This is a genomic window from Hyphomicrobium sp., assembly GCF_019753045.1.
Classification (GTDB): Bacteria; Pseudomonadota; Alphaproteobacteria; order Rhizobiales; family Hyphomicrobiaceae; genus Hyphomicrobium_B.
In genome coordinates this window covers 124347-147461 of record NZ_JAIELN010000006.1, presented here as the reverse complement: position 1 = coordinate 147461, position 23115 = coordinate 124347, and the positions used below count along the sequence as shown (strand labels likewise).

The window sequence follows — 23115 nt, the reverse complement described above, 5'->3', positions numbered from 1 at the left end:
GTCAACTCGCGAGCGCCCGCCGAATTTCATCGTGATCGGAAAACGGCACGATGCGATCGCCGATGATCTGGCCGGTTTCGTGGCCCTTTCCGGCCACAAGCACGACATCCCCCGGCATCATCATTTTCACCGCCGTCGAAATGGCTTCCGCCCGGTCACCGATTTCTTGCGCGCCAGCCGCGCCGGCCAGAATTTCTTTTCGAATTTGAGCCGGTTGTTCGCTGCGCGGATTGTCGTCCGTCACGATCGTGACATCTGCCCGCTCGACGGAAATCCGCCCCATGATCGGGCGTTTACCCTTATCCCGATCACCGCCGCAGCCGAACACGGAGATCAATCGGCCCGTCGCGAACGGCCTGCAACCGTCGAGCGCCGCGGCCAGTGCTTCAGGCTTGTGCGCATAATCGACGATCGCAAGGCCGCCATTTCGCTCGCCGATGATCTCGAGTCGGCCCGGCACGCCCTTGAGCCCTGCGAGCGCACTCAAGACCGCGCCCGTCTCTTCGCCGACGGCGATCGCGAGACCCGCCGCGACCAGCGCATTCTCGACCTGATAAGCGCCGACGAGCGGGAGATCGACAGAATAGTCTTTTCCAGCCGCAACGATGCCGATGACTTGCCGGAAGCCGTCGCGCTTGACGGACGTACACTTCAGAGTGTCGCCCAGCGCACCAACCGTCAGCACGCGAAGGCCGCGCGCGTTGGCGGCCGCCATAACTTCGATCGCACACGCGCCGTCGGCATTGATGACCGCAGGCTTGCCCGGCGGCAAAAGCTCCGTGAACAGCCTAAGCTTCGCATCGAGATAAGCTTCGACCGTCGGATGATAGTCCATGTGGTCGCGGCCGAGGTTCGTGAACGCCGCCGCCGAAAGCTCCACGCCGTCGAGACGGTGCTGATCGAGCCCATGCGACGACGCTTCGAATGCAATATGTGTAACGCCCTCGTCGGCGAGGGCCGCGAGCGTCGCATGCAGCGTCACCGGATCGGGCGTCGTCAACGACCCGTAGACCGCGCCGCCCGGTTTCACGATTCCAATCGTCCCGATCGACGCCGCCCTATGGCCGAGCGCCGTAAAAATTTGCCGCGTAAAATCCGCGACCGACGTCTTGCCGCTCGTGCCCGTCACCGCCACCGCACACGCGGGCTGCCTTCCGGAAAGCTTTGCGGCGATTTTCGCGAGTACTGCGCGCGGATTGTCGACTTCTATCAACGCGACGCCGGGCGGAACCGTCACGCCTTTGTTTTTTCCGACCACGATTGCGGCCGCGCCCCGCGCAACGGCGTCGGAAACGAACGATGCGCCGTCGACCTTGGTGCCGGGAAGACCGGCAAAGATTGCGCCCGGCCCGACAGCGGCGCTCGCCGCGGTGATGCCCGTGACCTGAATATCGGCCGCGCCGGGCGGCAATTCGATATCGGCTGGAAGCACATCGCTAAGCCGCATGACCCCGCTTTTCGCCCCTATGTTCGTCTGCCTATTGTTCGGCCCGACGCTTGATACGAAGCCCCATCGAGGTCGTCAAATGCGGCCGAAATACCTTTATTGACGAACGACCTCGAGCTGCGGCGCAACGCCGAGCTGAGCTGCGACGCGAGCGATCAGCTCTCCCGTCACAGGTGCGGCGTTCGTTCCGCCCGTCCGGTGCCCGGCCGTGTCGGCAACGCCCTTCGGCTCGAACAACATCACGAATGTCAGATATTGGGGATCGTCCGTCGGAAACGCGCCGAGGAACGACGATATGACCGCATTGGTCGTATAGCCGCCCTTGCTCGCAATATCGGCAGTACCCGTCTTGCCGCCGACCCTGTAGCCCGGCACGTCGGCTTTGCGTCCGGTGCCGTCCTTGTCGATGACGTTGGCGCGCATGATGTCAGCCATTTGGCGCGATGTCGCGGCGGAGATCAGGGGTTTGCCGTCGGCCGTGCCCGCGTCGAATTTCCTGAGAAACGTGGGGTGAACTGTCTTGCCGCCGTTGAAGATTGTAGCGGCTGCGGCCGCGAACTGTAACGGCGCGACGGCGATGCCGTGCCCGAACGATGCCGTGATGGTCGTGGCCCGGTTCCAGCGCTGAGGTACTTGCGGGCTGGCAACCGCGCCTGCCTCTGTCTGCAATTGATCGAGAAGGCCGGCTTTCTGCAGGAAGGCGCGCAGCTTTTCGGGCCCCGCCTGCAGCGCCAGCATTCCGGCGCCGACATTCGACGAGTGGGTAAACACTTCCGTCACCGTCAGCGGCTTGCGCGAAGGATGCATGTCCGTCACCGTGAAACGTCCGGCTTCGAGCGGCTTCGTCACGTCGAGAACGGTGTCGGGTTTCGCGAGCCCCTCGTCGAGCGCCATCGCAACCGTCAAAGTTTTGAACACCGAACCGAGTTCGTAGGTGCCGCCCATCATGCGATCGACGCGCTTGTCGTTGAGCGTTTGCGCGGGCCATGTGGGGTCGACGCGCGGCAGCGAACTGCTCGCGAGAATTTCGCCCGTCTTGATATTGAGAACGACGCCGGCAGCACCTTCCGGATGATAGCGCCGCATGGCATCGTCAAGCTCATCCTCGAGCGCGTGCTGAACTCCGATATCGAGCGAGAGACGCACCGGCGGCCGGTTCGAAAGTACGGCCGAATGAACAGGATCGACGCCGACCTTGTCGTCGATGTATTTTTCGATACCCGCAACGCCCCGGTTGTCGACATCGACGTAACCGAGCGCGTGACCGGCCATCTTGCCGCCGGGATACGCGCGTTTCAGCTCGTAGCGAAACGAGACACCCGGAAGTCCGAGATCGTGCACCCTTTGCGCGATGCCCGGCGATACGCCTCGGCGCACCCAGACGAAGCGGCGCGATTTATCCGAAAGCGCGCGCAGCAATTCGCTTGCGTTGAGATCGGGAAGCACGGTCGAAAGCTTTTCGACGACCTCGTCGCGATCCAAGACGACACCCGGATCGGCAAAGATCGAGGGCGCTTCGAGGTCCGTCGCCAGCAACCGTCCATTGCGATCGACGATGTCGGGACGGCTGAAGCTTGTCGCCGCCACCGGTTCGGAAATCGCGAGCGCGATATCCGTACGCCGCCCGACAGCCAAAACGAAAAGCTGGGCAATGACGACCATGAAGGCCGAAAACAAAACTCCGTAGACGGCCGCCTCCGCTCGACGGCGTGCAGCGCCCGACGTGGCTCCGTGGCCGAGAGGCGCACGCGTCCCCGCACTGCTGACCATGTGCGCCGTCGCACCCCTGATCAGAACGTCATCGCGATCAACGGCCATCGGCGCTGCCCCGGCGCTCGTTAAGTTCCCGCTCGTTAAGTTCCGATACTTCCCGTCCGTGTGCGAACTGCTCAGGCTTCGGCGGTCCAAGACCAAGCCGGCGAGCCAAATCATCGATCCTGTCGGGGCGCGCGAGTGTGCCGCGTTCGGCTTTCAGCACGGCGATGTCGCTGCGTGCGCGATCGGCCAAACGCTCTTTCGCTTGCAGCTCGGCTTCGAGGCGGCGCGTATCGTAATTCAATGCGTAAAGAAGCAGCGCGCTTGCGACTGCAAAAAAGAAGGCGGCAACATTCAAGAGACGCATTTTGATACAATTCCCGTTCAGCTTGTCTCCAAGCTCAGCATTAGCGGTGTCGAGGGACCCCCATTGCGTCTAAGTCCAACGGCCAAACTGCAGCGTCCGTGCGGGTTGCCGCCCGCAAACGTGCTGACCGCGAACGAGGGTTCACTTCCAATTCACCTTTAGAAGGTGTTAACGGGCGGGAGTTAACAATTCGGAAACTCGGATCGCGGGATTTTATCGATTCCGGCGGCAAGTGCCGGGAACCGCCCGCCGTCTTCCCGCTCCGCTCGACGAGAAACTTCTTGACGATCCTGTCTTCCAGGCTGTGAAAACTGACGACGACGAGGCGCCCGCCGGGCTTCAGTAAGCGCTCCGCCGCCGACAGCGCGTTGGCAAGTTCGCCAAGCTCGTCGTTGACGAAAATCCTCAAGCCTTGAAACGTCCGCGTCGCCGGATGCCGACCGTCGACCTTCCGCCCATGAAACACATGCGAGACGATATCGGCGAGTTCCCGCGTCCGCGTAAGCCTTGCCTCGTCCCGCTTCCTGACGATGGCGCGAGCTATTGCGCGCGAACGGTGCTCTTCGCCGAACGTGTAGATCACGTTGGCGATCTCTTCTTCTTCCGCCGTGTTGAGGAAATCCGCGGCGCTCATTCCAGACGACGACATCCGCATGTCGAGCGGCCCATCCGATTGGAATGAAAACCCGCGCTCGGCGTCATCGAGTTGCATCGACGAAACGCCGATATCGAGAACGACGCCGTCAACCTGCACGCCGGATAGATGCTCGCGGACGGCGTCTTCCATCTGGCTGAACGGAGATTCCACGACCTTCAGCCGCCCGCCCGCTTCTTCCACCAGACCAGTGGAATTCGCGATGGCCGTCGGATCGCGATCGAGAGCAAGCACTCGGCAGTTTGCAGCACCCAGTATGGCGCGCGTATAGCCGCCTGCTCCGAATGTCCCGTCGACGTAGATCTCGCCGTCCTTCGGCGCCAGCGTCTCGAGAACTTCCGAGACGAGCACGGGAATGTGGCGCGGAGGCTTTTCAGCCGGCCCCTGCGAGGCTCCCTCTGCCCCGCCACCGCGCGTCATTCCCGTGCCCCCTCGTCGCCGCCGTCACCTGACGGGCGGCTCCCCGCTGCAAAAAGTTTTCGCGTTACCTGGATTTTGCTTCGTGCTTCGGCCCGGCGCTCTTCGAAGCGCTTGGGCTCCCACATCTGGAATTTTTCACCAAGGCCGACAAACGAGACGGCGGCGTCCAAGTTGGCGTGGGCGCGAAGGCTTTCAGGAAGGACGATGCGGCCGTCGCCATCGATCGAGAGAACCTGGACGTCGCCGTAGAGTGCGACAGACAGTTCATCGCGCTCATCCGAATAGTCCGGCAGGCCCGCGAGAAGCCCGTCGATTTTCTTTGCAAGTCTTTCGCCGCCTGCATCGAGCGCTTGAGCGTCGAGCGAGGGGTAGCAGTAGAGACCGCCCGCGATTCCGCCGGCGTAACCGTCGCGCTCGAGAACGGCGCGAAACGAGGCTGGAATGGAGACCCTGCCTTTGGCGTCGATCTTGTTTGTGAATGTCGAGACAAAGCGGTCCATCCCTCAGCTAACGAATTTCGTCCTCCACTCAGGTACCTGGCTACGCTCTAGTCCGTTTAGTCCGTCCCGGCGGCCGGCTCCCCGAAGGGGAGTCGCCGGGACCAAATCGAAGCTTCCGGCGCGCGGAACGCGTGTTGCCCGAAACAAAACTCTTTGGTGGCCCTGCCGACTCTCCTTGCGGAGAGCCGGCCGTCAGGGCCGGCTTCGTTTCGGGCGGCCGGCGCGCGGAACGCGTGTCGCCCGAAACAAACCAAAAGAAAGAAAGGGGCCGTGGCGGTCGCTCGATTTTGGGCCCTCTACCAAACCGGCGCCCTGCCACGGTGTCCTGCCCGGTGCGGACGGGCCTTTATGGGATCGCATGGGATTTGATGGTCGTCAACGGATTATTAAGGATATTTGGTGGTGCGAAGCGGAATTGCATCAACTATCCCCAATAAAGCTCCCTCAAACCTCAAGCAGAGATTGATATAAATGGCATAAAATACTGAAAATTATAGAATTTTTTGGAAATAATTAGCGGTAACGCAGACCTGATTTGAAGCGTTTGAATAAGGGCGCATCCTCTAATCGGCAGGCGATGGGGGGCGCCCACATCCGGTGCCATGGATGATTGATCCCTCAATCGATCCCTTGGCACCCCAACTCGACAGGTGCCGCTATGGCGAATCCCATTCCTCGATCAGGAGCCGCACGTTCCCATTCCTACCCAGGCCTGAATTTGCGATGGCCCGCGTCCGTGCTCTGGCGCGATACCGACCCGGCGATCCGGAAAATATCGACAACCGACGTTTGGAATTCTCTCCTCGAAGGCCTCGAGGACTTCCGCGCGATGCCGACGCACGTCTTCTTTGCGTTCTTCATCTATCCGATCGTGGGCATCATCCTCGCGCGCATCCTCTTTGGATATGGGCTGCTCTCGCTCGTCTACCCGATGGCGGCAGGCTTCGCCCTGCTCGGTCCGTTCGTTGCGATTGGACTGTACGAACTGAGCCGCAGGCGTGAGGAGGGGCAGGATCCCTATGCGACCCAGGCGATCGAGGTCGTACACCGTCCCGGAATGGGCGGGATCTTGACCCTGGGCTTCGTTTTGGCGGCGCTCTTCGTAGCTTGGCTCTACGCCGCGAACCTGATGTACACGCAGATAATGGGCGGTGGGCCGGCGTCCCTTTCCGACTTCGTCCATGAAGTGACAAGCACTTCGAGAGGCACCGACCTCATCTTCTACGGTAACCTCGTCGGCTTCATGTTTGCGCTCGTCGTGCTCGTGATCAGCGTCGTGTCGTTCCCGATGCTCGTCGACCGCGACGTAAGCGTCGGCACAGCCGTGCGAACATCGGTTCGCGCATCCGTCGAAAATCCGGGACCGATTGCATTGTGGGGATTGATCGTTGCGGTTGGACTATTGCTCGGCGCAATACCGCTGCTCGTCGGATTGGCGATCGTTCTGCCGATCCTCGGCCATGCGACGTGGCATCTCTACCGGAAGCTCGTCGTCGCCCCGGAGCGCATTCCGAACAAAGATGCCGATGAAGAAATACCAGCCGGCCTGTAAGCCGGGTTCTGTCTGGAGGTTGCCCTCCGCGACGGCCATTCATCTGGGACGCCTGTCGCCAGGCGCCTCGTGCAATCAACCCGGGTGGGTAGCGTGAAGAACGCGCCTTGCGTCAGCGGTTTCCCGCTCCGCGCGCCCACCCCTATTTGATCTTGCTCCCGGTGGGGTTTGCCCTGCCGCTGCTGTTACCAGAAGCGCGGTGCGCTCTTACCGCACCTTTTCACCCTTACCGACGGACTTGGCCCGAAGGCGGCCCGGCTTGGCGGTATGTTTTCTGTGGCACTTTCCCTGGGGTCGCCCCCGGCGGCCGTTAGCCGCCACCGTGTTCCTCATGGAGCCCGGACTTTCCTCTGCCGGAAGTGTTTGCTCGCGAGCCTTTAGAGCCCGCTTCGCCACAACGAAGTCCGACAGCGGCCGTCCAGCCGGCTGGTGCCCGAGTAAGCGACGTGCGAGCCGAAACGTCAAGGGGTGTGACCGTTTCGAGCGGCCGGCGCGCGCGCCACAAGGCCGCCCCGGCGGCCGGCTCCGCGAAGCGGAGTCGCCGGGGCAATCAAATCAAAGGGAGCCGCCCGGGGCAATCAAAAAGCTGCCGCCCGCATATTGTGCGAACGGTCGTGGATGGCGCGTTCCAGGCGATTTCCAGCAGCCTTCGCCGTCAGGATCTGGTTGACGCGTTCGGCGATCTGCACCGCCGCCTCGGCAGGCGGCAGACCGCCCGAATAGATATTCGAGATCACCGTATATTCGTAGCGGATGTCCGGATTGCCGCTGAATTTGACCGCATCCTGTCTCGCGTCATCATCAAGACGATAGGCTATGTATGCGGACATGCTGCGCGACGCCAAAGCATCGCCGCCCGGCCGTTCACCGATGAGATTGATGACGAGCTTCGGCTGCAACGCGTCGCCCAGCGCTTCGGCGAGCTTCACACGTCCGTAAGGCGCAAGGATCGGCTTGCCCGCCGAGATCCGCTGCTCCTTCAGTCCGTCGAGTAGAACCGGAAGAAGATCCGGAATGTTGTGATGCACGGCCTCCGCCGAGAGACCGTCGGAGACGATGATCTGCACGTCGGCTCTTTCAGGCTTCAATTCCGCAATCATCTCGTCCGCTGGCTTCGCGCCGCGGTCCGGATGGCTGAGATGCGCTTCCTTGCTCTCGGCCAACGTCGCGACACGCCGGAAATCGATTGTGCCCATTCGCTCCGGCGTGACTTCGGCATAAATTGCTTCACGCGCTGCCGCGAGGTTCGCCTTGATCGCGCGCGACACCTGCTCCGTCGGCCGCGGCCCGGCACTTTCGAAGCCGTAAGCGGCGGGAAGATTTTTGCGCAACCGGTCGAACTCTTCATCCGAGCAGAAGATCTTCGGATTGCCCCAGTTCGGACCGCGCTCGACTTCCCCATCTTCGTCGCGCGCAAAAATTCCGCGCTCGATCGCCCATTCAAGGTATTCGGGCGCAGGCGATAGCCCGTGAACTTCGCGCATCGTCTGATCGTCGTGCCCGCACGTATCGAAATACGCGAGCATCCGGTCGATGGAGAGATAGACGTCCATGAAATAGTTGGCGCCGGCCGCCGTCAGCAGTTCGGCGGCAATCTGCTGGCCTTCCATCGTGATCTCGGAATGCAGCGTGTAGCACGGCGCCATGCCCATCGGCAGGCCGAGGAGCTTGCCCATGAAATGGTCCTGCAGGTTCGACACGATCATTTCGAAATTCGAGCGATGCGTCTCGGGCCCGATGAACCCGGTAACGTTGTTGACCATGAACGGATCATAGCGCCGGGCGAGCCCATAGCAGAGCGCCTCCGTCGTCGTCATGTCGATGCCGTTGTGCTTGCTGTAGGTCAGCTCGCTGCCCTGACCCGTCTCGAAATACATGAACTGCGCCGCTTCGCCGGCCAGCGGTCCATGCTTCGCCATTGTCGTATAGGCCTGGTCGAGCACGTCGGCCGTCACGTCGAATTCTTCGACCAGTGTCCGGTCGGTGCCGGCGAGCGATTGGAACATGATCTCGACAGGCGCCCCGCTCTCGAGACAGGCGAGCTGCGTCTTGACGTGCGACAGCACGCAGATCTGCGTCGGAGCACCCGTCTCCCGGCGCAGCTTGTCCAGATGTTTGAGCGTTTTGCTGATGTTCTCGACCGTATCGATCGCCGGGTTGAGACCGAGCAGCGCGTCGCCCGATCCCATCGAGAGCCCGGTATAGATCAATGCCGACATCGCATCGAGATCGTCGGTCGGATGGTTGGGTTGAAGCCGCGACGACAGCGTGCCGGGAGCACCGACGAGCGTGCGAGCCTTACCGGACCGCTTGAGTTTCTTCGCGGCATAGACGAGCTCGTGCACGTCCATGAGCTTGGCGACCGCTGCCGCCATCACGCCTGTAAGGGCCCCGCCGATGCGCTTGGCTTCCGAGCCCTTCGTCCTGAGCAGAAGATTTTTGATTTCGCCGAGCGTCTTCGATGCAATCTCGGCGAACGTATCGCGATCGATGCCGTAATTGATCCGCATCACCGAATCGACGCGGCCCTGATCGTCCGTCAGCGGGCGATCGTAAAGGTGTTGAAGCGTCAAACCCGAGAGGATCGACCGCGCCGCCTCGCGCTCCACATCGTCCTTCGCGGCGAGACCGCAGTTGCGATCCCCGGCCTTGTCGAAATCGGCGGCGCCGAGCAGCGCCTTCAATCCATGAAAGCGGTATCGCCGGTCGAACAGGTCAATTTCGTAGAACTCATCCGCGCGAGGTTCCGGAACCTCGATTTGCCGCCACGGCAGAAGGTTGACCATGTGCACCGCCCTCGTTGCTCACGCGGCCGATGGTTCTGCCTGTTACGCGTCAACAGGCTTGCGGCCGACGGAGATCAACATAAACGAAGTTCGTGGCGCGCAAGTCAAGTTCCTATTAATCAAACCAATCGGAACCACGGCCGTCGCGTGCGGCCGGCTTCCCACCGGGGTGAGCACGCGACAGCCAAAACCCTACCGGAGTTGGGCGGCGCGGTGCGAAACTTCCTCCTGGCTCACCTCGCCCGCCTGGATGAGCGCATTGATGCAGCGGGGAGAAAGCTTCTCACCGGCAGCGCGCATGCACTGGCGAACTTCAGGACTATCGGATGCGTACTGGCTGCAGAGCGCATAGTAATCACGCGAGCAGGCGAGCTTCACGCGAAGACTGACTGCATTTGCGGCCGAAGCCCAAACGATAGGCAATGCGGTCGCAATCGAAAGAGCAATCAAAGCAACCGAACGCTGACTGAACACCTTGGCATGAATCTGCGCGGACATGTCGGCCCCCCCGGTCATCTCATGTGACGTTAATAGATTGAGAATAAACAGTTTAACAACCGTTAAAAGCCATATCCATTTGCCGGATTGGCGCATAAGTCAGCTTCGCGTCAGCCACGCGGAAATTCTCGAGCGACTATCTGAGTGCGCGATCGAGATTGATCGCCCGGTCGAGACCTATGACGTCGGTGATCCCGATTGCGCCAACGAAGTTCGCACCGTCGAGATCAGCCCCGGTGAAGTCTACGCCGGAAATGTCCGCGCCCGCGAAGTCCGCACGAGAGAGATCGGCATCCCTGAAGTTGACGCCCTTGAGATCGGCGCCGGTGAACTTTGCAAACCACAACACGGCGCGCTCCATATTGGCATCGCGCAACCGCGCGCCGGAGAAATCGCAGTACTTCAGAATATTGCGATAGGCTGTCGCCAGCGTCCCTTCCCCGGGGCGGCCCTCGAGCGGATAAAAGTTCGCCCTCGACAGATCCGCGCCCCTGAAATCGGACCCCGAGAGTTCGGCCTGCACGTGCACTTCCGTCAAATTCGCGCCCGCGAAGCGCGGCGCGTCGAGCGTGTTGTTGGAGAGATCCGCATAGATCGTCGGACGAAGGATCGTCGCGCCGGTCAGATTGGCGCCCGAAAGATCGGCGCGCATAAGAACCGAACGGTCAAGCCGCGTATGCGAGAGATCGGTACCCTTGAGATTAGCGCCGGTAAAATCCGTCCCGTAGAAATCCGAGTTCGCGAGGTTCGCGCCTTTGAAATTCAGCTCGGATAGATCGAGATAGACGAGATTCTTCCCCGAAAAGTCGGGCTTCGCGCCGGGCTTCGCCTGAAACAGCACGGTCGTAATGGTGCGGGCGTTCATCTCCGCATTCTTCAGCACTGGACCGATGGGCTGATCCGCAACCGCGAAACCAGCGCTGCAGACCAAGATCGACAACGCCAGACCTGCCAACCTGCGGATCATGCCTGAACTTTCAAACAAACGAACCTTGTGCAGACGGATCATGCATGAGTCCGGATCCGCCGGGGATATCATTTTCGTCGCGCCGCAAGGCGAAATCGTCGCGTCGCCGCACGACTCTGCTACGTTATCTCATTCGAATTGGATCAGGACGCCGGCTTCCGGCAGGGCGCAAAGAGATCGAGCGACGGATCGTAAACGCGGGTCGCGACACCCATGATCCCAAGACTCGAATGAAAAATATTGTCGTGCCCGACGCGGCCACCGCTGCGGTTGACCATGCAGCCCTGATCGAGTCCGCGAGCTTCCTTCAGCTCCGGTGAAAGCCAGACGACCATAGGCACGTGAATTTGCGCCTCCGGTGCGATCACGTACGGCATACCGTGAAGGTACATGCCGTTCTCGCCGAGACTCTCGCCGTGATCGGACACATAGATCATGCCCGCATCGACGCCGTGGCTCGCCGCCCCTTTCAGCGTTTCGATGAGACGCGTCAGAACGTGGTCGGTGTAGACGATCGAGTTGTCGTAGGCGTTGACGATATCCTGAAGTTCGCAGCGGCTGAACTGCGATTCCTTGCACGCCGGCTTGAACGTCTCGAACTTTTCCGGATAGCGCTTCCAGTAGGCCGGACCGTGGCTGCCCATCATGTGCAGAACGATCACCGTATCGCGCTCCAGCTTCGCGATCCGCGCATCGAGGCCGTCGACGAGAATATCATCGAAGTTCTGGGTGCTCGCATAGAACGTCGGAACTTTGTGACCGGTCAGCGTCTCCGTCGGAATGCGCGCGCACACGCCCTTGCATCCGGACTGATTTTCTCGCCACACGACGTCGAGGCCCGCGCGCTTGAAGATGTCGAGAAGATTTTCGCGCGCGTCCGCCTTGGCGTTCGTGAAGCCATTGCGGCCAAGCCCCGAGAAAATGCACGGCACCGACTGCGCCGTATCCGTACCGCACGAGTAAGCCTGGCTGAAGTTGATGAGATCGCTGATCTTGGAAAGCCCGGGATTTGTCGGCTTGGAATATCCATTGATCGCGAAATGATCGGCGCGCGCGGTCTCGCCGACTACGATGACGAACAGCGATTTGCGAGAACCGCCGGAAACGCTTTGATGGGCATCCTCACCGTAGGCAGTGACGGTCCTGGGCCGCTTGCGCTTCTCCTGCCGCCAATAGCTTGTTAGCGCCGAAGCGATATTGAGGGGCGTCAGCGTCATCTTGAGTTCGCGATGGTCGCGGCCAAGCGAGATGAAATTGCCCCATGCAGGCAGCATCACGGCGACGAGAAGCAAAAGCGAAACGGCGGCTGCCTTGAGCTTGGCTGCCGTCTCCTCGCGATACGATCGCTTCGTCCACGGCACGAGCCAGAAGAGAACCGCGGGTACCAGGCCGAGCAGAACGACATACGCAACGAGCTTGAGCGTGATGAGATCGTTCGCTTCGCGCGTGTCGGTTTCGAAAACGTTGCGAACCATATGCACGTCGATGACGATGCCGTATTCGCTCATGAAGTATGCGGCGGCGGCCATCGCCGGCAACACGATCAGCAAGAGGATGCGCAGGAGTGGCTTAGCCGACAACGCCAGCAACAGAAGATATGCGACAAGCACTGAGGCCACGACTACTGCCCCGGCGAACAGCCAATCGCCGAGATCGGACGGAGCGACCACAGCGGCAAATTTCCGCCAGAAGGGCTGATTGAGAACCAGCGCCACATAGATAGCAACAATAAGCGCCAGGAACTCTGGCCGCCGCGGTTTGAACAAGGTAGATCCCGTTTCGGTATTGCTTGAGTTTTCCGCTCCCTCTGCGGAATGCGCGAACTCGGTGGGCGCACGGTCTCGCATCAACATCAGCGGCTGACGCCCGTCAAGCGGCGGTGCGCTTACCGGAGGCTTCGATCAGCCGCTCTAACGTCACTTCCGTTGACCGGTCGAGCCGGCCGTCGACCCGGCGCGGACGAAAATGCAACTGGAACGCCTTGAGGACCTTCTCCGTGGTCGCATCGAGCGTGCCCGTCGCCTCGACATCGTAACCGTAGGACGCAAGGCGCTCCTGCGTGCGCGCAATCCGCGAACCGGTGTCCCCGAGCCCGAGGCCAGGATCGTCCGCGCGAACGGGCGACGGACGCACCCAGAGGCCAAGGCCCTCTTTCGCCAGCAGCAGCCAGTCGAACTTTTCGCCGGGATCGATCTTTCGGCCGGGAGCCACGTCGGAATGCGCAAGAACATTCTCGGGCGCGATGCGATGGCGGTGCACGATATCTTTCGACAGCGCCACGACGGCCGCCATCTGGTCGGGCGGAAAATCCGGGTACCCGTGCTGATGACCGGGATTATGAATCTCGATGCCGATCGAATGCGAGTTGATGTCGGTCTCGCCGCGCCAATACGAAACGCCCGCGTGCCACGCGCGCTGCTCTTCCGGCACGAGTTGCGTGATGCGCCCCGCTTCGTCGACGACGTAGTGGCACGAGACGCCGCTTTCGGCGCGCCCGAGCCAGTCGATCGCCTTGGCCGCTGACGACATTCCCGTGTAGTGCAGAATGAGCAGCGACGGCTTCGCGCCGCCACGCCGCGCCTCGCGGTTCTCGGCCGGATGAATGTTGTGCGAAAGTGGTGTGTCGGACGGAAAGCTCACGTCGTCGGTTCCAGCGCTCTCTCGACGCGTTGGCCGCGCTCTTCCAAAATCGCCTCATATGCCGAGGTGATCGCCTGAAGCCGGCGCTCTGCACCCGCGAGGAATTCAGGCGGCACGCCCTTTGAGACAAGCGCGTCGGGATGATGACCTTTGACGAGCTCGCGATAGCGTGCCTTGATTTCCGCGTCGGAGGCCGTCGGCGAAACGTGCAGGACTTCGTATGGACCGTCGGCATCGACGACGAACCCGCGTCTGACGCAACGGAACTCGCCCGGCGTCAATCCGAAGATCTCGGCCACATGGGCAAGATAGCGATCCTCATCGGGATGCAGGACGCCGTCCGCGCTCGCAATATGAAAGAGGCATTCGAGGACGGATATCTTGAGATCCGGCTGCCCATCAAGCATGCGCGCGATCTGCGCAGCATATGTCTCGTAACCGGCGACATCCTGGCTCGCCAGTTCGTAGAGCTTGCGAACGTGCGCGCATTCGCTATCGGGAACCTGGAACTGCCGCTTGAAAGCTTCAGCCTCGATCGGCAACGAAACGCCGTCGGCTTTGCTCATCTTGGCTGCAAGGGCGACGACCGCAATCGTGAACGCAACGCGCGACTGAGCGGGAGTACCGGCGCCCTCCAGGCCGAACGCCCCTTTGACGTGCTCGAGGGCGGAGCGCAGACCTCCACCATACGCCGCAACGGCGTTCTTTAGAAATTGCCAAGGCATCGATGGTCCGTGGGTATGTTCGCCTCAAACGTGCCAGCCCGCGGCGGCTGTCACGGCGAAGCATAAACGACACGCGTCGCCAAGACCCCTAAAATAACGGCAACATAAGCGGAAAAAGGCGAATTCCCGGTATGCAACCGATGAACGGGAAACCGCAAATCGCTACGAAGCAGATGATTCGCCGCTTTTCCGGGCCCGGAGAAAAGCTTGGAAGGCCGAAGCATCTGCGGCGCGTCGCAACCCGTCGAGATACGACCGGAATTCTTCGGCCTCTTTCTCGAGTCGCGTCAGCGTCGCCCGCCGATAGTCCTCGAAGGCTGAATTATCGGTATCGCGGCGCGGGTATGTCTCCCGTCCCCGTCCGCAGCGATGGCCCGCGAATCCGCGGCGAGCCATTAGGAACATGACGACTGCCACAACCACGAGCGCTATCCCCACAGCGTGCATGAAGAACGCCAATGGGTGAAAGAAATGATGAAACATCAAGTCACTCCGTTCGCCTAATATTTCCCTATAAAAAACGGGGCTGCTCGAAAGCAGCCCCGCTCGATTCCACGGCAATCAGGTCGTTGCGCCCTCGTTCGGAGCCGGACGTTCGCGGCGTTCGGACATGAACTGGTCGAACTCGGATTTGTCCTTCGCTTGCCGCAGCCGTTCGAGGAACGCGCGAAATTCCCGCTCTTCCTCTTCGAGACGCTTCAAGGTCGCATCGCGATAATCATCGAAGGCTTTGTTGCCGCTCGAAGCGGCGCCTCTGCCGAAATTCCGCATTTCTTCTTCGACGCGTGACCGCGCCCGTTCAAAGCGACCGGCGAACTTGTTTTCCCACCGTCCGCGACCTTGGTGCCATCCGCAATTCATGCGTCCACTCCAGAGCATATAGGCCAAGATGGTGAGCCCAACCGGCCAGAAAACGATGAAACCCAAGACCATCGCGGCAATCCACGCGGGCCTGCCATAATCATCGAGCGTCTGAACCACTTGTGTCATCGCCACCCTCTCCTTGTTAGGATGTAAATGTATTTTACATTCACATAGGTGGGACGGCAAGTGGGGACTTCAAGGGCGTGCTGAAGGTTTTTCCGGCATTGCGTAGCAAGTGGACCAAGCTGAGACGTGGGTGGCGCTCTAACTTGGCGCAATGGTATCCACCCCCGCCACCCGCGCCGTTGTAGCTGAACGGCGTAAGATCCTGACGCAAATAGCGGCGGCAGAGGCAAAGCTATATCGCTTGCGCTTCCGGCTGAACCTCGTCGAAGTGAAACTGGTAGCCTTTGACTACGATATCGAACAGCTGAGGAAGGCGAGAAAGCCAGAGCGCTTTTTCAAGCGACCGATACTACGGCGCATATTCGATCTGGAGCGGACGTTCGCAGGTCGTCTCACGGCGAATGAAATCGCGGTGTTATTGGCTGAACAGGACGGCTTGGATGGATCAAAGAGGTTGGTGCGATCCGTTGGAACGGCTCGCGTAAGGGATGCTCTGAAGCGCAGGAAGAAAAAAGGGGCACCTTTTTAGGCGGCTAGTTCGGGTCTTTGCGTTTGGGCATTTTCTACACTTCTGGCGGTTGATTTTCGGCATCTCGTAGCGCTTGATCGCGAAGCACAGCCTCCAACGCTTCAAGTATCCTCAACGAAAGTTCTTCATCGTCTTCTTCCTCCCGCAGGAAGGCAACAACGATTTCTCGAAGGAATTCCTTTGAAATCTTATTGTCGGCCACGCAAACGATTACGTTCTCCATGAAACTCATGAACTGCGTGTAACGGCGTTGCAAACCGTTATGTTCTAAGAATGCACCGCCCACGGCAAGTGACGCTCGTTTGTTGCCCTCAACAAAAGCGTGGGCTTTGCACGTAGAAAAGAGAAGATGAGTGAGCTTCGCATCAAAAGTTTCGTAATATTCGTCATTCTGTAAGTGGTGCAGAGAGGCTTCAAGAATCGCAAGATTTTCAGGATTAATCCCCTGTATCTGATCACCGCTTTGCCTCATGGCTTCGGCGTGAAGGTCAATCACGTCCTCTATTGTCAGGTAGACCCATAGCATCAGCGGTTCTTGAGCCGCTTCATCACGTCCTTGGCCTCTTCAAGTCGTTTGGTCAATTCCTTGCTCTTGTTGCCGAGAAAGCGCTCAAACTCTTCGCGAGGCAAAGGCAGAATGTATCCCTCCAATGGAGAATGCGTAACACCACGCAAGGCCAAATCGCGGCTCGCCATTTTCCTCCGAGCGTGCTCCATCAATGGCGGCCAGTGCGACCTGGACGCGAAGTCCTCGATGAGCTGATCCACTTCCCACGGGTCGAGCTTCCTGCCCGCCTTAGTGCTTTCAGCTTCAAGTTCTTTGGCAATGCCGCATTCAAATGAGAAGACGAGGGACAGAATCTCGGCATAGAAGGAATCGCGGGTACTGTCGCCCTGCTCAAGTTTGATAATCCGCCGGTAGGTCCGTGCGTTTTCCAGGAAAATCGCTTGGTAAATTTTGTCAGTGTAGATCGGGTATTTCGATTTTCCCATTTCGACAAACTTGTCGAGTGCAGTTGTAAATTCTTTTCGGTATCCCTCTCCTGCAAAAGCACGTTCAATAAATTCCTCATCGCGCTGATTAACGTACTTTGTACCGCCACCAGCCCTGACGTTGATGACGTCCATGACGATGTCGAGCATCGCTTTTCGAAGGGTGCGCGCCCGGTCGCTTTCGCTGAGCAGCATCGCAATATTGATCAGGGCTTTAAAATCGAACACGCTCAGCACTGAGGCCCGCGCGATGGTACCGACATTGATGTCGGTACCATGGTTGTCGGAAATAGCTTTCTTTAGCAGAATCAATTCGTTACCACGGACAACAGCGTAGCCGTTTTTGGTCAATTCGTCCTTGTTTGCGTTGACAATCCGTTCAATCGTTCGCCTATCTACCCGAAAGAAGAACGCGACTTGGTCAAGCAAAACGACCTTTTTGCCTTCGAACTCTATGCCCCTGATCCCAATAGCTTTTTCTATCTCAGCCAACGCAAAGGGGTTGTTGAGGATATTTTGCCGTTGAACGGATGAGGTGGTTAGATCTTGAGTCATGGGAACGGTTTTACCTGTTGGCCCGCGCATTGCGAAGATTCTATCGTCCCCGCTTTTTAGAGGGCCGATCTTCCACCAGTCGTTCGATAGGTCAACCGCTAGTGTCGCGTGTTGGAGGTCGGCCCTTCGACTATTTTGATCTCAGGTTTTCTTGGCTCAATCGGAAGCGGCATCTTGGACTTGCGCCAATGGGGCCAGCGGAATGGCTGCCTTTCGATGTTGGCGCGGTTCGCTTCAAGATAGGCGATGGTGGCTCGAAGATGAACAATGGCATCCTCGCGATTGACCCTGCGTGAGTCTCCCCGAAGTTTCAGATGACGCCATTTCCACGTCCATGCACCGGGAAGCTGATTGACCCAGCGGTTGATCGTCCGAGTTTGCCAATACATGTCACGTCGCCGCTCCGCATCGGCCAGGACGGACTGCAGCGCCAGAATGACCGCGTCAACCCGTGATGTCATTCTGTTGCGCTCCCCCATAAACGAATAGGTAGGACCCAGAGAAAACCTACCGCCCGCCCCTCATCCGCTTCATCAGCTCGATGGCGATCTCATTTTTGAATGCGTAGGGATCGACGGTCACGCCCAATATCGTCTGGCAGTGCGGGCACGTATAGGCGGCGCCGGCGAACGCATTCCCCGCGTTATTCGTGATGTTGATCTGTTCTGCACGCACGCTACCGACCATGTTTTGACACTTGGGGCACTTGCCGGCCATCACCACCTCCGACACATCTTCAGATATCGATTTCAAATCGTGAGAAACGCTCTGAACAACGCGTTCGTGCAAACTCAAAAGTTCGAACGCCGGGAACCAGCCAAGCGTTGCAGCCCGCAGCCGAGCGTAACCACCCACTGCGAACAACGATTCGCGAGTCGAATTCCCTGGAGTATTTGTATGCGGAATGATGCGGCGCGGACAATCGGATCATCGTGCGACAGCCCCGAACTCCTCGCCGGAGTTTTTCCCGACGCGTCTCGGTCTCGATTCTAGCCGCTCTTCTTCGGCCTTGCGCCAAGCCCGTCGAGATAGATGAGCACCGCAGCGTCCAATAGATCCTCGGGGCTCATCGGAATCGGACGGCGCGCTTCGTCACCGCGCGCGAAGAGCGACGCAATACCATGCGCTTGCGCCCAAATGTGGAGCGCCATCATCATCGCGGGCGGACGCTTGGCCTCGGGCATGCCTGCAACGAGCGCTGAACACGCGTCTTTCATCACATTGAACGCGCGTTCACCCGCCACATGCAGATCGGGAAACGCCTTGAACGACAGGCCGGATTCAAACATCGCCGAATACTGCGCAGGCTCGAGCCGCGCGAAATCGAGATAGGCGCGCCCCACGCGCTCGAACGCTGTGAACGGATCGGGCGTGCCGCCGGCCCAGGCTTGCTTCAGCTTCGCCTCGAACGCATCGAACGCGCGCCGCGCCACGTCCGCCATTAACGCATCGCGGTCGCGGTAATGCCGATAGGGCGCCGCCGGACTGACGCCGGCCGCACGCGCCGCTTCCGCGAACGTGAACCCCGACGGGCCCTTGAGCGCGATCAAATCGAGCGCAGCCTTCATCAAGGCTTCGCGCAAGTTGCCGTGGTGATAGCCGCGCCGGCTTCCGGGAGGCGGTTCGTGATCCCAAGTCATGCGGCGCTTCTAGCGGATTTGGATGCAGTCTGCACGCTCAGCCACCGGGCAAGCGGCCGATTACTTGCAGATATTCTTCAGCCCGGTAAGGCCATGGTGTGCAAGATCGAGATGGAAATGGTCGGCGTGTAAGCTGTTGTAGTTCGGACCAAGAACCGTCATGAAATATTCGCAGGCCCCGTTATGCACGTTGCGCAGGAAAGCTTGCTCGCCTTCCGAGCCGCCCCATCCGCGCTGAACACTGATCGACCGGCCGTCCGCCAGAATGAAGCCACCGACGTCGATGGCGTTCGCATAGGCGTGCTCCGAGATCGTCGCCCCGTCGACGCTGTTCATCGCCCTGCACGAATAGGACGCGAGTACCGTCAGGCCAACGAGTTCCTGGCGAAAATGACGCCGCGCCGCCGGTTCGACGACGTCTCGCACCCAGCTATCGATCTGCGGGATCATCGGGCAGCGAAGCGAAGCTGGCGGTCGGAGTTCGACACGGCCGTTATCCGCAGCCGACATCTCGAATGGACTTTCCGCGCCGCAAACGCTCGGACCACCGAGCGCCGACCGGGGACGAATGAACGCCGTTTGCCTGACCGCGCCCGACGCAAGGCACGCCCTCTCTTCCGGCGAGCGCCAAGGATCGTCTTTGACCACGAAATTCGGCCCCGTGGCGCAGCCCCATAGCAAGCCGAGCCCCGAAAGCATCAGGACGGCGACAGGAAAAAATACGCTGAGACGAAAACGCGAGACCATGACGGGGGCAGTAGACGGCGTTAGGGTTAACGGCGCGTTAAGACGTGGATCGTCACGGATTATCGCTGCGTTTTCAGACGGATTTGGGCCTCGGGCTTGTCGAACCGAAGGCGGAGTGCGGCGGACTCGCGGCGGCCAGCCGTCGTGGCCGTCAAGCCGCAGACGGCCCCCTCGGAAAAGTTATCCACATTCAATAGGACCCAGACATATCCCTGAAATCCTCCCGTCATTGAGCACAGTTATTTGGCAAAGCGCCCCCGGAGATGCTGGGGCGGGCTCGAACTTGTACCGCGTGCGAGCCGGAATAACCGTCCTCGCGTTCTTCGATCGGGCATGTACCGCGTACCGATCAGAGACGCTTCGGGCGGGTCAGCAAGCTCTCGGCGGGGCTATCGATTGAGCCTCGGTGCGGGCGTGGGCCTGGCCGACCTAGATCCCGGCGTCGCGATTATCCCCCGTGTCCGCCCGGTCATCAGGTCGCCCAGGTCGCGTCCGTCGGCTCAAATCGAATCGCTTGCCAGAAAAGCCAACGTCTCGGCTTTGAAACTTCTGTCGCCGACGGCCCGATTGTGGTCCTTGCCCGGAATGGCATAGGCACGCGCGCCTGGAATGAGCTTCGCGAGATCTTCCGCCGACCCGCCGATCACATCGGTATCGCCGACAGCGACGAGCACGGGAGCCGCGATTTCGCCCGCCATCTCCGCCGAGATCGGCGCGCGCGACGACCGGATGCACGCAGCAAGCGCTTTCAAATCACTCTTCGTCTGCTCGGCAAATGCACGAAATGTCCGCGCAGCCGGGTTCGTAACTTCCTCGATGCTGGAGGCTTCGAGCGCACGCGCGATCGGCCCGGTTCCCGCCATGCCGCGAACCATGTTGATGCCGAGACCGCCAAAAACGACGTGCACCACCCGATCGGGATGCGACAACGCCAGGAAGGCCGCAATCCGCGCGCCCATCGAGTAGCCGATCACATGCGCCCGCGCGACGCCCACATGGTCGAGCAGCCGGCGCGCGTCTTCCGCCATCAGCGGCGCCCCGTAGTCGACGAGTTCATAAAGTTTCTGGCTCTCGCCATGCCCGCGATTGTCGAACGCGATGACGCGGTAACCGGCCTTGGTGAGGAACGTGACCCACCCCGTATTCACCCAGTTCGTCGCCACATTGGAAGCGAAGCCGTGGATGAGCAGAACCGGAAGCTTTCCGTCGTCGCCGCCGCCCGTATCGAGGTAGGCGATATCGACGCCGTCGCTGTCAAAGTGGTCCATGCCGCCCGCCACCGCTCAACTGCCGGAAGTTTTGGAGTTTTAAAGCTTTTATGTCCCCTACCATCATCGATGCCACGAGGATATGGTGCGGCCAAACATCTCCTGTCGCGGAAGGGTGAAGCATGGCCGGGGCCGTAATCCCACACTTGGCAAACGATGCTGGCGCAGAGCGAATCTTCGTTGGCGTCAAAGAGTTCAATTGCATGGGCGCACGCGCGCCGTTCGACCATCCGCATGTCTATCTCGACATGGGTCAGGACAATCAAATTCTCTGCCCCTATTGCTCGACGCTCTACATCTTCGATCCGCGCCTGAAGGCCGACGAAAGCGATCCGAAGGGCAGCCTCGTAGCTGACGCTGCTTAACGCCATGAAGCCCGGCCGCGGTATCGCCTCGGACAAAGGTTGATGACAGCGGACCTGGGAAGCGCCGTCGTCGCCGGCGCCGGCATCGGCGGACTTGCTGCAGCAATTGCGCTCGCCCGGAACGGCATCGACGTCCAAGTCTGCGAGCGCCGTTCCGAATTCCCCGAAGAAGGCGCCGGTATCCAGATCGGACCGAACGGTGCGCGGATTCTCCGCGACCTCGGCGTCGCCGAGTTCCTGGAAAAAGCCATCGCGACTCCGGACGTATTGAGCGTCCGCGACGGCGCAACCGGCCGCGAGCTGACCCGCCTCCCGCTTGGCCGCTGGATCGCGGAACGCCACGGTGCGCCCTACTGGACAGCCCATCGCCGCGACTTGCATATCGCCCTGAGAGCGCGCGCCGCAGCCGAGCCGCGCATCACCGTCACACGCGGAACGGAGATCGTCTCCTTCGCCAGCGAACGCGCCGGTGTTCGCGCGATCACCGCTCACGGTGAAACTCTGGACGCGGGGCTTCTCGTCGGCGCCGACGGCCTCTGGTCGGCACTCCGCGATGAGATCAACGGCAGCAAAGCCGCTTTGATCCCGGTCGGTAAAACCGCCTTTCGGAGCGTCGCACCAGCCGAGGATTTGCCGTCAGACCTTGTACCCAATGCCGTGCATATTTGGCTCTCGCCGGGCGCGCACGCGGTTCACTACCCGGTCAATGGTGGCCGCGACATCGCACTCGTCGTTATCGCTGATGACCCATTACGCGTTGAAGGCTGGGATTCTCCCGCCGTCGCCGACGCTGTGAAATTGAAAGTTCGCCTCTTCGCCGAACCGCTCCGCACACTTGTCAACGGGGCGGCCAATTGGAGGAGCTGGTCGCTCTACCGTATGCCGCCGCTCGACCGTTGGACATCCGGCCGCGCCGCACTGCTGGGCGACGCCGCGCATCCCGTATTGCCGTTCCTCGCACAAGGCGCCGTCATGGCGCTCGAGGATGCGGTGACCTTGGCGCGCTCTATCGCCTCCCGAAAAGGCGAAATCGAAACAGCGCTCGCCGAATACGAACAGGCTCGCCGCACGCGCGTCGCAAAGGTAGCTGAAGCTTCCGAGCGAAACGGCCGCATCTATCACATGCAAGGCGCGATGGCGCTCGCACGCAACGCAACGATGAAGCTCGCGTCCCCAAATCGTGTCATGGCCGGCTTCGACTGGCTCTACGGCTGGAAACCGGGACCGTGCTGATGCGATGGCCGTCTCTTCTGCCGAAACGCAACGACACCGTGACGCTCGGCGTTCAGGGGATCGTTGTCGATGAGGCATCGCGCGTGCTCCTCGTTCGCCACGGCTATCGCGCCGGCTGGCATTTCCCGGGCGGCGGCGTGGAACGCGGCGAGGAAATCGAAACGGCGATTGCGCGCGAGCTGCTCGAAGAAACGGGCGTCATCATCTCAAAACCGCCAAGCCTCATCGGCATTTACTCGCATTTCGACGACTATCCGGGCGATCACATCGTCCTTTTCAAGATCGACCATTGGCGACGCGAAAGGATCCCGCCCCCGAACGCCGAAATCGCCGAGCACGGCTTCTATGCGCTCAACGCACTACCAGAACTCCTGTCGCCGGGGGCGTCGCAACGGCTGAAGGAAGTCTTCGGCAAAGGCGAGCAATCATCCGCATGGTAGCCATCGCCCCGGCGAGGCTATCGCTGTCAAATTTTCGACGCTA

The 23115-nt window shown here is 60.4% G+C and carries 24 protein-coding genes, 1 other RNA gene and 1 pseudogene; 5 read left to right on the top strand and 21 right to left on the bottom strand.

The features are described 5' to 3' along the window. Window position 1: 1 nt before the first annotated feature. The 5 genes from K2Q04_RS07490 to K2Q04_RS07470 all read right to left on the bottom strand — a co-directional run bounded on the left by K2Q04_RS07490 (window position 2) and on the right by K2Q04_RS07470 (window position 5144). The gene (locus K2Q04_RS07490) at window positions 2–1447 is read right to left on the bottom strand and encodes a UDP-N-acetylmuramoyl-L-alanyl-D-glutamate--2,6-diaminopimelate ligase (protein WP_291161384.1); all 1446 of its coding nucleotides are present in this window, start codon (window positions 1445–1447) and stop codon (window positions 2–4) included. A gap of 96 nt (window positions 1448–1543) precedes the next feature. After that, the gene (locus K2Q04_RS07485) at window positions 1544–3265 is read right to left on the bottom strand and encodes a penicillin-binding protein 2 (RefSeq protein WP_291161381.1); all 1722 of its coding nucleotides are present in this window, start codon (window positions 3263–3265) and stop codon (window positions 1544–1546) included. Continuing rightward, window positions 3255–3569: a cell division protein FtsL gene (locus tag K2Q04_RS07480; protein WP_291161378.1), complete on the bottom strand. Its 315-nt coding sequence runs from the start codon at window positions 3567–3569 to the stop codon at window positions 3255–3257. Before K2Q04_RS07480 ends, K2Q04_RS07485 begins: the two co-directional genes overlap by 11 nt. A 40-nt stretch (window positions 3570–3609) precedes the next feature. Next, entirely contained in the window at window positions 3610–4644 is a 1035-nt protein-coding gene (gene rsmH / locus K2Q04_RS07475) for a 16S rRNA (cytosine(1402)-N(4))-methyltransferase RsmH (RefSeq protein WP_291161375.1), read from the bottom strand. Beyond that, window positions 4641–5144, bottom strand: a complete 504-nt coding sequence (locus K2Q04_RS07470) for a division/cell wall cluster transcriptional repressor MraZ (RefSeq protein ID WP_291161373.1) — start codon at window positions 5142–5144, stop codon at window positions 4641–4643. The genes rsmH and K2Q04_RS07470 overlap by 4 nt, the downstream gene beginning before the upstream one ends. 658 nt (window positions 5145–5802) lie before the next feature. Here K2Q04_RS07470 and K2Q04_RS07465 point away from each other — a divergent pair. Then, window positions 5803–6384, top strand: a pseudogene (locus K2Q04_RS07465) (DUF2189 domain-containing protein); the annotation flags it as partial. Window positions 6385–6677: 293 nt separating this feature from the next. On the opposite strand, the gene rnpB reads toward K2Q04_RS07465, so the two are convergent. The 9 genes from rnpB to K2Q04_RS07420 form a co-directional block, all read right to left on the bottom strand. Continuing rightward, window positions 6678–7126, bottom strand: an RNA gene (gene rnpB, locus K2Q04_RS07460) — RNase P RNA component class A. A 148-nt stretch (window positions 7127–7274) separates the two neighbouring features. Beyond that, complete coding sequence (locus K2Q04_RS07455) at window positions 7275–9482, bottom strand: ethanolamine ammonia-lyase (protein ID WP_291161371.1); 2208 nt, start codon at window positions 9480–9482, stop codon at window positions 7275–7277. A gap of 192 nt (window positions 9483–9674) precedes the next feature. Next, window positions 9675–9980: a hypothetical protein gene (locus tag K2Q04_RS07450; RefSeq protein ID WP_291161367.1), complete on the bottom strand. Its 306-nt coding sequence runs from the start codon at window positions 9978–9980 to the stop codon at window positions 9675–9677. A gap of 136 nt (window positions 9981–10116) precedes the next feature. Beyond that, a complete protein-coding gene (locus K2Q04_RS07445) occupies window positions 10117–10947 on the bottom strand; it encodes a pentapeptide repeat-containing protein (RefSeq protein ID WP_291161364.1) in 831 nt (276 codons plus the stop codon). Window positions 10948–11090: 143 nt separating this feature from the next. Then, window positions 11091–12713, bottom strand: coding sequence for a phosphoethanolamine--lipid A transferase (locus K2Q04_RS07440; protein ID WP_291161361.1), 1623 nt, complete (start codon window positions 12711–12713; stop codon window positions 11091–11093). 103 nt (window positions 12714–12816) lie between these two features. Beyond that, entirely contained in the window at window positions 12817–13587 is a 771-nt protein-coding gene (locus K2Q04_RS07435) for an N-acetylmuramoyl-L-alanine amidase (protein ID WP_291161358.1), read from the bottom strand. Further along, window positions 13584–14312, bottom strand: a complete 729-nt coding sequence (locus K2Q04_RS07430) for a DnaJ family molecular chaperone (RefSeq protein ID WP_291161356.1) — start codon at window positions 14310–14312, stop codon at window positions 13584–13586. Before K2Q04_RS07430 ends, K2Q04_RS07435 begins: the two co-directional genes overlap by 4 nt. 162 nt (window positions 14313–14474) lie before the next feature. Continuing rightward, window positions 14475–14795 (bottom strand): DUF2852 domain-containing protein, encoded by a 321-nt coding sequence (locus K2Q04_RS07425; protein ID WP_291161353.1) that lies wholly within the window; start codon window positions 14793–14795, stop codon window positions 14475–14477. A gap of 78 nt (window positions 14796–14873) precedes the next feature. Further along, window positions 14874–15302 carry a DUF2852 domain-containing protein gene (locus K2Q04_RS07420; RefSeq protein ID WP_291161350.1) on the bottom strand — a complete coding sequence of 143 codons (429 nt, stop codon included), beginning with the start codon at window positions 15300–15302 and terminating at the stop codon, window positions 14874–14876. Between the two features lie 151 nt (window positions 15303–15453). Here K2Q04_RS07420 and K2Q04_RS07415 point away from each other — a divergent pair, with 151 nt between their 5' ends. Continuing rightward, the gene (locus K2Q04_RS07415) at window positions 15454–15831 is read left to right on the top strand and encodes a hypothetical protein (protein ID WP_291161347.1); all 378 of its coding nucleotides are present in this window, start codon (window positions 15454–15456) and stop codon (window positions 15829–15831) included. A gap of 34 nt (window positions 15832–15865) precedes the next feature. Here K2Q04_RS07415 and K2Q04_RS07410 read toward each other — a convergent pair whose 3' ends face one another. The 7 genes from K2Q04_RS07410 to K2Q04_RS07380 form a co-directional block, all read right to left on the bottom strand. Further along, window positions 15866–16357, bottom strand: a complete 492-nt coding sequence (locus K2Q04_RS07410; RefSeq protein ID WP_291161345.1) for a Fic family protein — start codon at window positions 16355–16357, stop codon at window positions 15866–15868. Then, the gene (locus K2Q04_RS07405; RefSeq protein ID WP_291161344.1) at window positions 16357–17409 is read right to left on the bottom strand and encodes a DNA-binding protein; all 1053 of its coding nucleotides are present in this window, start codon (window positions 17407–17409) and stop codon (window positions 16357–16359) included. Before K2Q04_RS07405 ends, K2Q04_RS07410 begins: the two co-directional genes overlap by 1 nt. Window positions 17410–17477: 68 nt before the next feature. After that, window positions 17478–17840, bottom strand: a complete 363-nt coding sequence (locus K2Q04_RS07400; RefSeq protein ID WP_291161342.1) for a hypothetical protein — start codon at window positions 17838–17840, stop codon at window positions 17478–17480. A 46-nt stretch (window positions 17841–17886) separates the two neighbouring features. Beyond that, entirely contained in the window at window positions 17887–18096 is a 210-nt protein-coding gene (locus K2Q04_RS07395) for a hypothetical protein (protein WP_291161340.1), read from the bottom strand. 272 nt (window positions 18097–18368) lie between these two features. After that, window positions 18369–19019, bottom strand: a complete 651-nt coding sequence (locus tag K2Q04_RS07390; RefSeq protein ID WP_291161337.1) for a TetR/AcrR family transcriptional regulator — start codon at window positions 19017–19019, stop codon at window positions 18369–18371. Window positions 19020–19079: 60 nt separating this feature from the next. Next, window positions 19080–19667: an extensin family protein gene (locus tag K2Q04_RS07385; protein WP_291161335.1), complete on the bottom strand. Its 588-nt coding sequence runs from the start codon at window positions 19665–19667 to the stop codon at window positions 19080–19082. A 599-nt stretch (window positions 19668–20266) separates the two neighbouring features. Then, window positions 20267–21034: an alpha/beta hydrolase gene (locus tag K2Q04_RS07380; RefSeq protein WP_291161332.1), complete on the bottom strand. Its 768-nt coding sequence runs from the start codon at window positions 21032–21034 to the stop codon at window positions 20267–20269. A gap of 122 nt (window positions 21035–21156) precedes the next feature. On the opposite strand from K2Q04_RS07380, the gene K2Q04_RS07375 reads away from it, so the two are divergent. Genes K2Q04_RS07375 through K2Q04_RS07365 form a run of 3 tightly spaced genes read left to right on the top strand, consistent with a single transcriptional unit; the run spans window position 21157 to window position 23072 of the window. Further along, window positions 21157–21399 (top strand): zinc-finger domain-containing protein, encoded by a 243-nt coding sequence (locus tag K2Q04_RS07375; protein ID WP_092862999.1) that lies wholly within the window; start codon window positions 21157–21159, stop codon window positions 21397–21399. Window positions 21400–21441: 42 nt separating this feature from the next. Beyond that, complete coding sequence (locus K2Q04_RS07370; RefSeq protein ID WP_291161326.1) at window positions 21442–22632, top strand: FAD-dependent monooxygenase; 1191 nt, start codon at window positions 21442–21444, stop codon at window positions 22630–22632. Then, the gene (locus K2Q04_RS07365) at window positions 22632–23072 is read left to right on the top strand and encodes an NUDIX domain-containing protein (RefSeq protein WP_291161324.1); all 441 of its coding nucleotides are present in this window, start codon (window positions 22632–22634) and stop codon (window positions 23070–23072) included. The genes K2Q04_RS07370 and K2Q04_RS07365 overlap by 1 nt, the downstream gene beginning before the upstream one ends. The last annotated feature ends 43 nt before the right edge of the window (window positions 23073–23115 follow it).

Excerpts from the sequence above, each read along its gene's own strand:
- K2Q04_RS07490 (WP_291161384.1), bottom strand. The coding sequence starts at position 1,447 with ATGCGGCTTAGCGATGTGCTTCCAGCCGATATCGAATTGCCGCCCGGC.
- K2Q04_RS07485 (WP_291161381.1), bottom strand. The coding sequence starts at position 3,265 with ATGGCCGTTGATCGCGATGACGTTCTGATCAGGGGTGCGACGGCGCAC.
- K2Q04_RS07480 (WP_291161378.1), bottom strand. The coding sequence starts at position 3,569 with ATGCGTCTCTTGAATGTTGCCGCCTTCTTTTTTGCAGTCGCAAGCGCG.
- rsmH (WP_291161375.1), bottom strand. The coding sequence starts at position 4,644 with ATGACGCGCGGTGGCGGGGCAGAGGGAGCCTCGCAGGGGCCGGCTGAA.
- K2Q04_RS07470 (WP_291161373.1), bottom strand. The coding sequence starts at position 5,144 with ATGGACCGCTTTGTCTCGACATTCACAAACAAGATCGACGCCAAAGGC.
- K2Q04_RS07455 (WP_291161371.1), bottom strand. The coding sequence starts at position 9,482 with ATGGTCAACCTTCTGCCGTGGCGGCAAATCGAGGTTCCGGAACCTCGC.
- K2Q04_RS07450 (WP_291161367.1), bottom strand. The coding sequence starts at position 9,980 with ATGTCCGCGCAGATTCATGCCAAGGTGTTCAGTCAGCGTTCGGTTGCT.
- K2Q04_RS07445 (WP_291161364.1), bottom strand. The coding sequence starts at position 10,947 with ATGATCCGCAGGTTGGCAGGTCTGGCGTTGTCGATCTTGGTCTGCAGC.
- K2Q04_RS07430 (WP_291161356.1), bottom strand. The coding sequence starts at position 14,312 with ATGCCTTGGCAATTTCTAAAGAACGCCGTTGCGGCGTATGGTGGAGGT.
- K2Q04_RS07425 (WP_291161353.1), bottom strand. The coding sequence starts at position 14,795 with ATGTTTCATCATTTCTTTCACCCATTGGCGTTCTTCATGCACGCTGTG.
- K2Q04_RS07420 (WP_291161350.1), bottom strand. The coding sequence starts at position 15,302 with ATGACACAAGTGGTTCAGACGCTCGATGATTATGGCAGGCCCGCGTGG.
- K2Q04_RS07415 (WP_291161347.1), top strand. The coding sequence starts at position 15,454 with ATGGTATCCACCCCCGCCACCCGCGCCGTTGTAGCTGAACGGCGTAAG.
- K2Q04_RS07410 (WP_291161345.1), bottom strand. The coding sequence starts at position 16,357 with ATGCTATGGGTCTACCTGACAATAGAGGACGTGATTGACCTTCACGCC.
- K2Q04_RS07405 (WP_291161344.1), bottom strand. The coding sequence starts at position 17,409 with ATGCGCGGGCCAACAGGTAAAACCGTTCCCATGACTCAAGATCTAACC.
- K2Q04_RS07400 (WP_291161342.1), bottom strand. The coding sequence starts at position 17,840 with ATGACATCACGGGTTGACGCGGTCATTCTGGCGCTGCAGTCCGTCCTG.
- K2Q04_RS07395 (WP_291161340.1), bottom strand. The coding sequence starts at position 18,096 with ATGGCCGGCAAGTGCCCCAAGTGTCAAAACATGGTCGGTAGCGTGCGT.
- K2Q04_RS07390 (WP_291161337.1), bottom strand. The coding sequence starts at position 19,019 with ATGACTTGGGATCACGAACCGCCTCCCGGAAGCCGGCGCGGCTATCAC.
- K2Q04_RS07380 (WP_291161332.1), bottom strand. The coding sequence starts at position 21,034 with ATGGACCACTTTGACAGCGACGGCGTCGATATCGCCTACCTCGATACG.
- K2Q04_RS07375 (WP_092862999.1), top strand. The coding sequence starts at position 21,157 with ATGGCCGGGGCCGTAATCCCACACTTGGCAAACGATGCTGGCGCAGAG.
- K2Q04_RS07370 (WP_291161326.1), top strand. The coding sequence starts at position 21,442 with ATGACAGCGGACCTGGGAAGCGCCGTCGTCGCCGGCGCCGGCATCGGC.
- K2Q04_RS07365 (WP_291161324.1), top strand. The coding sequence starts at position 22,632 with ATGCGATGGCCGTCTCTTCTGCCGAAACGCAACGACACCGTGACGCTC.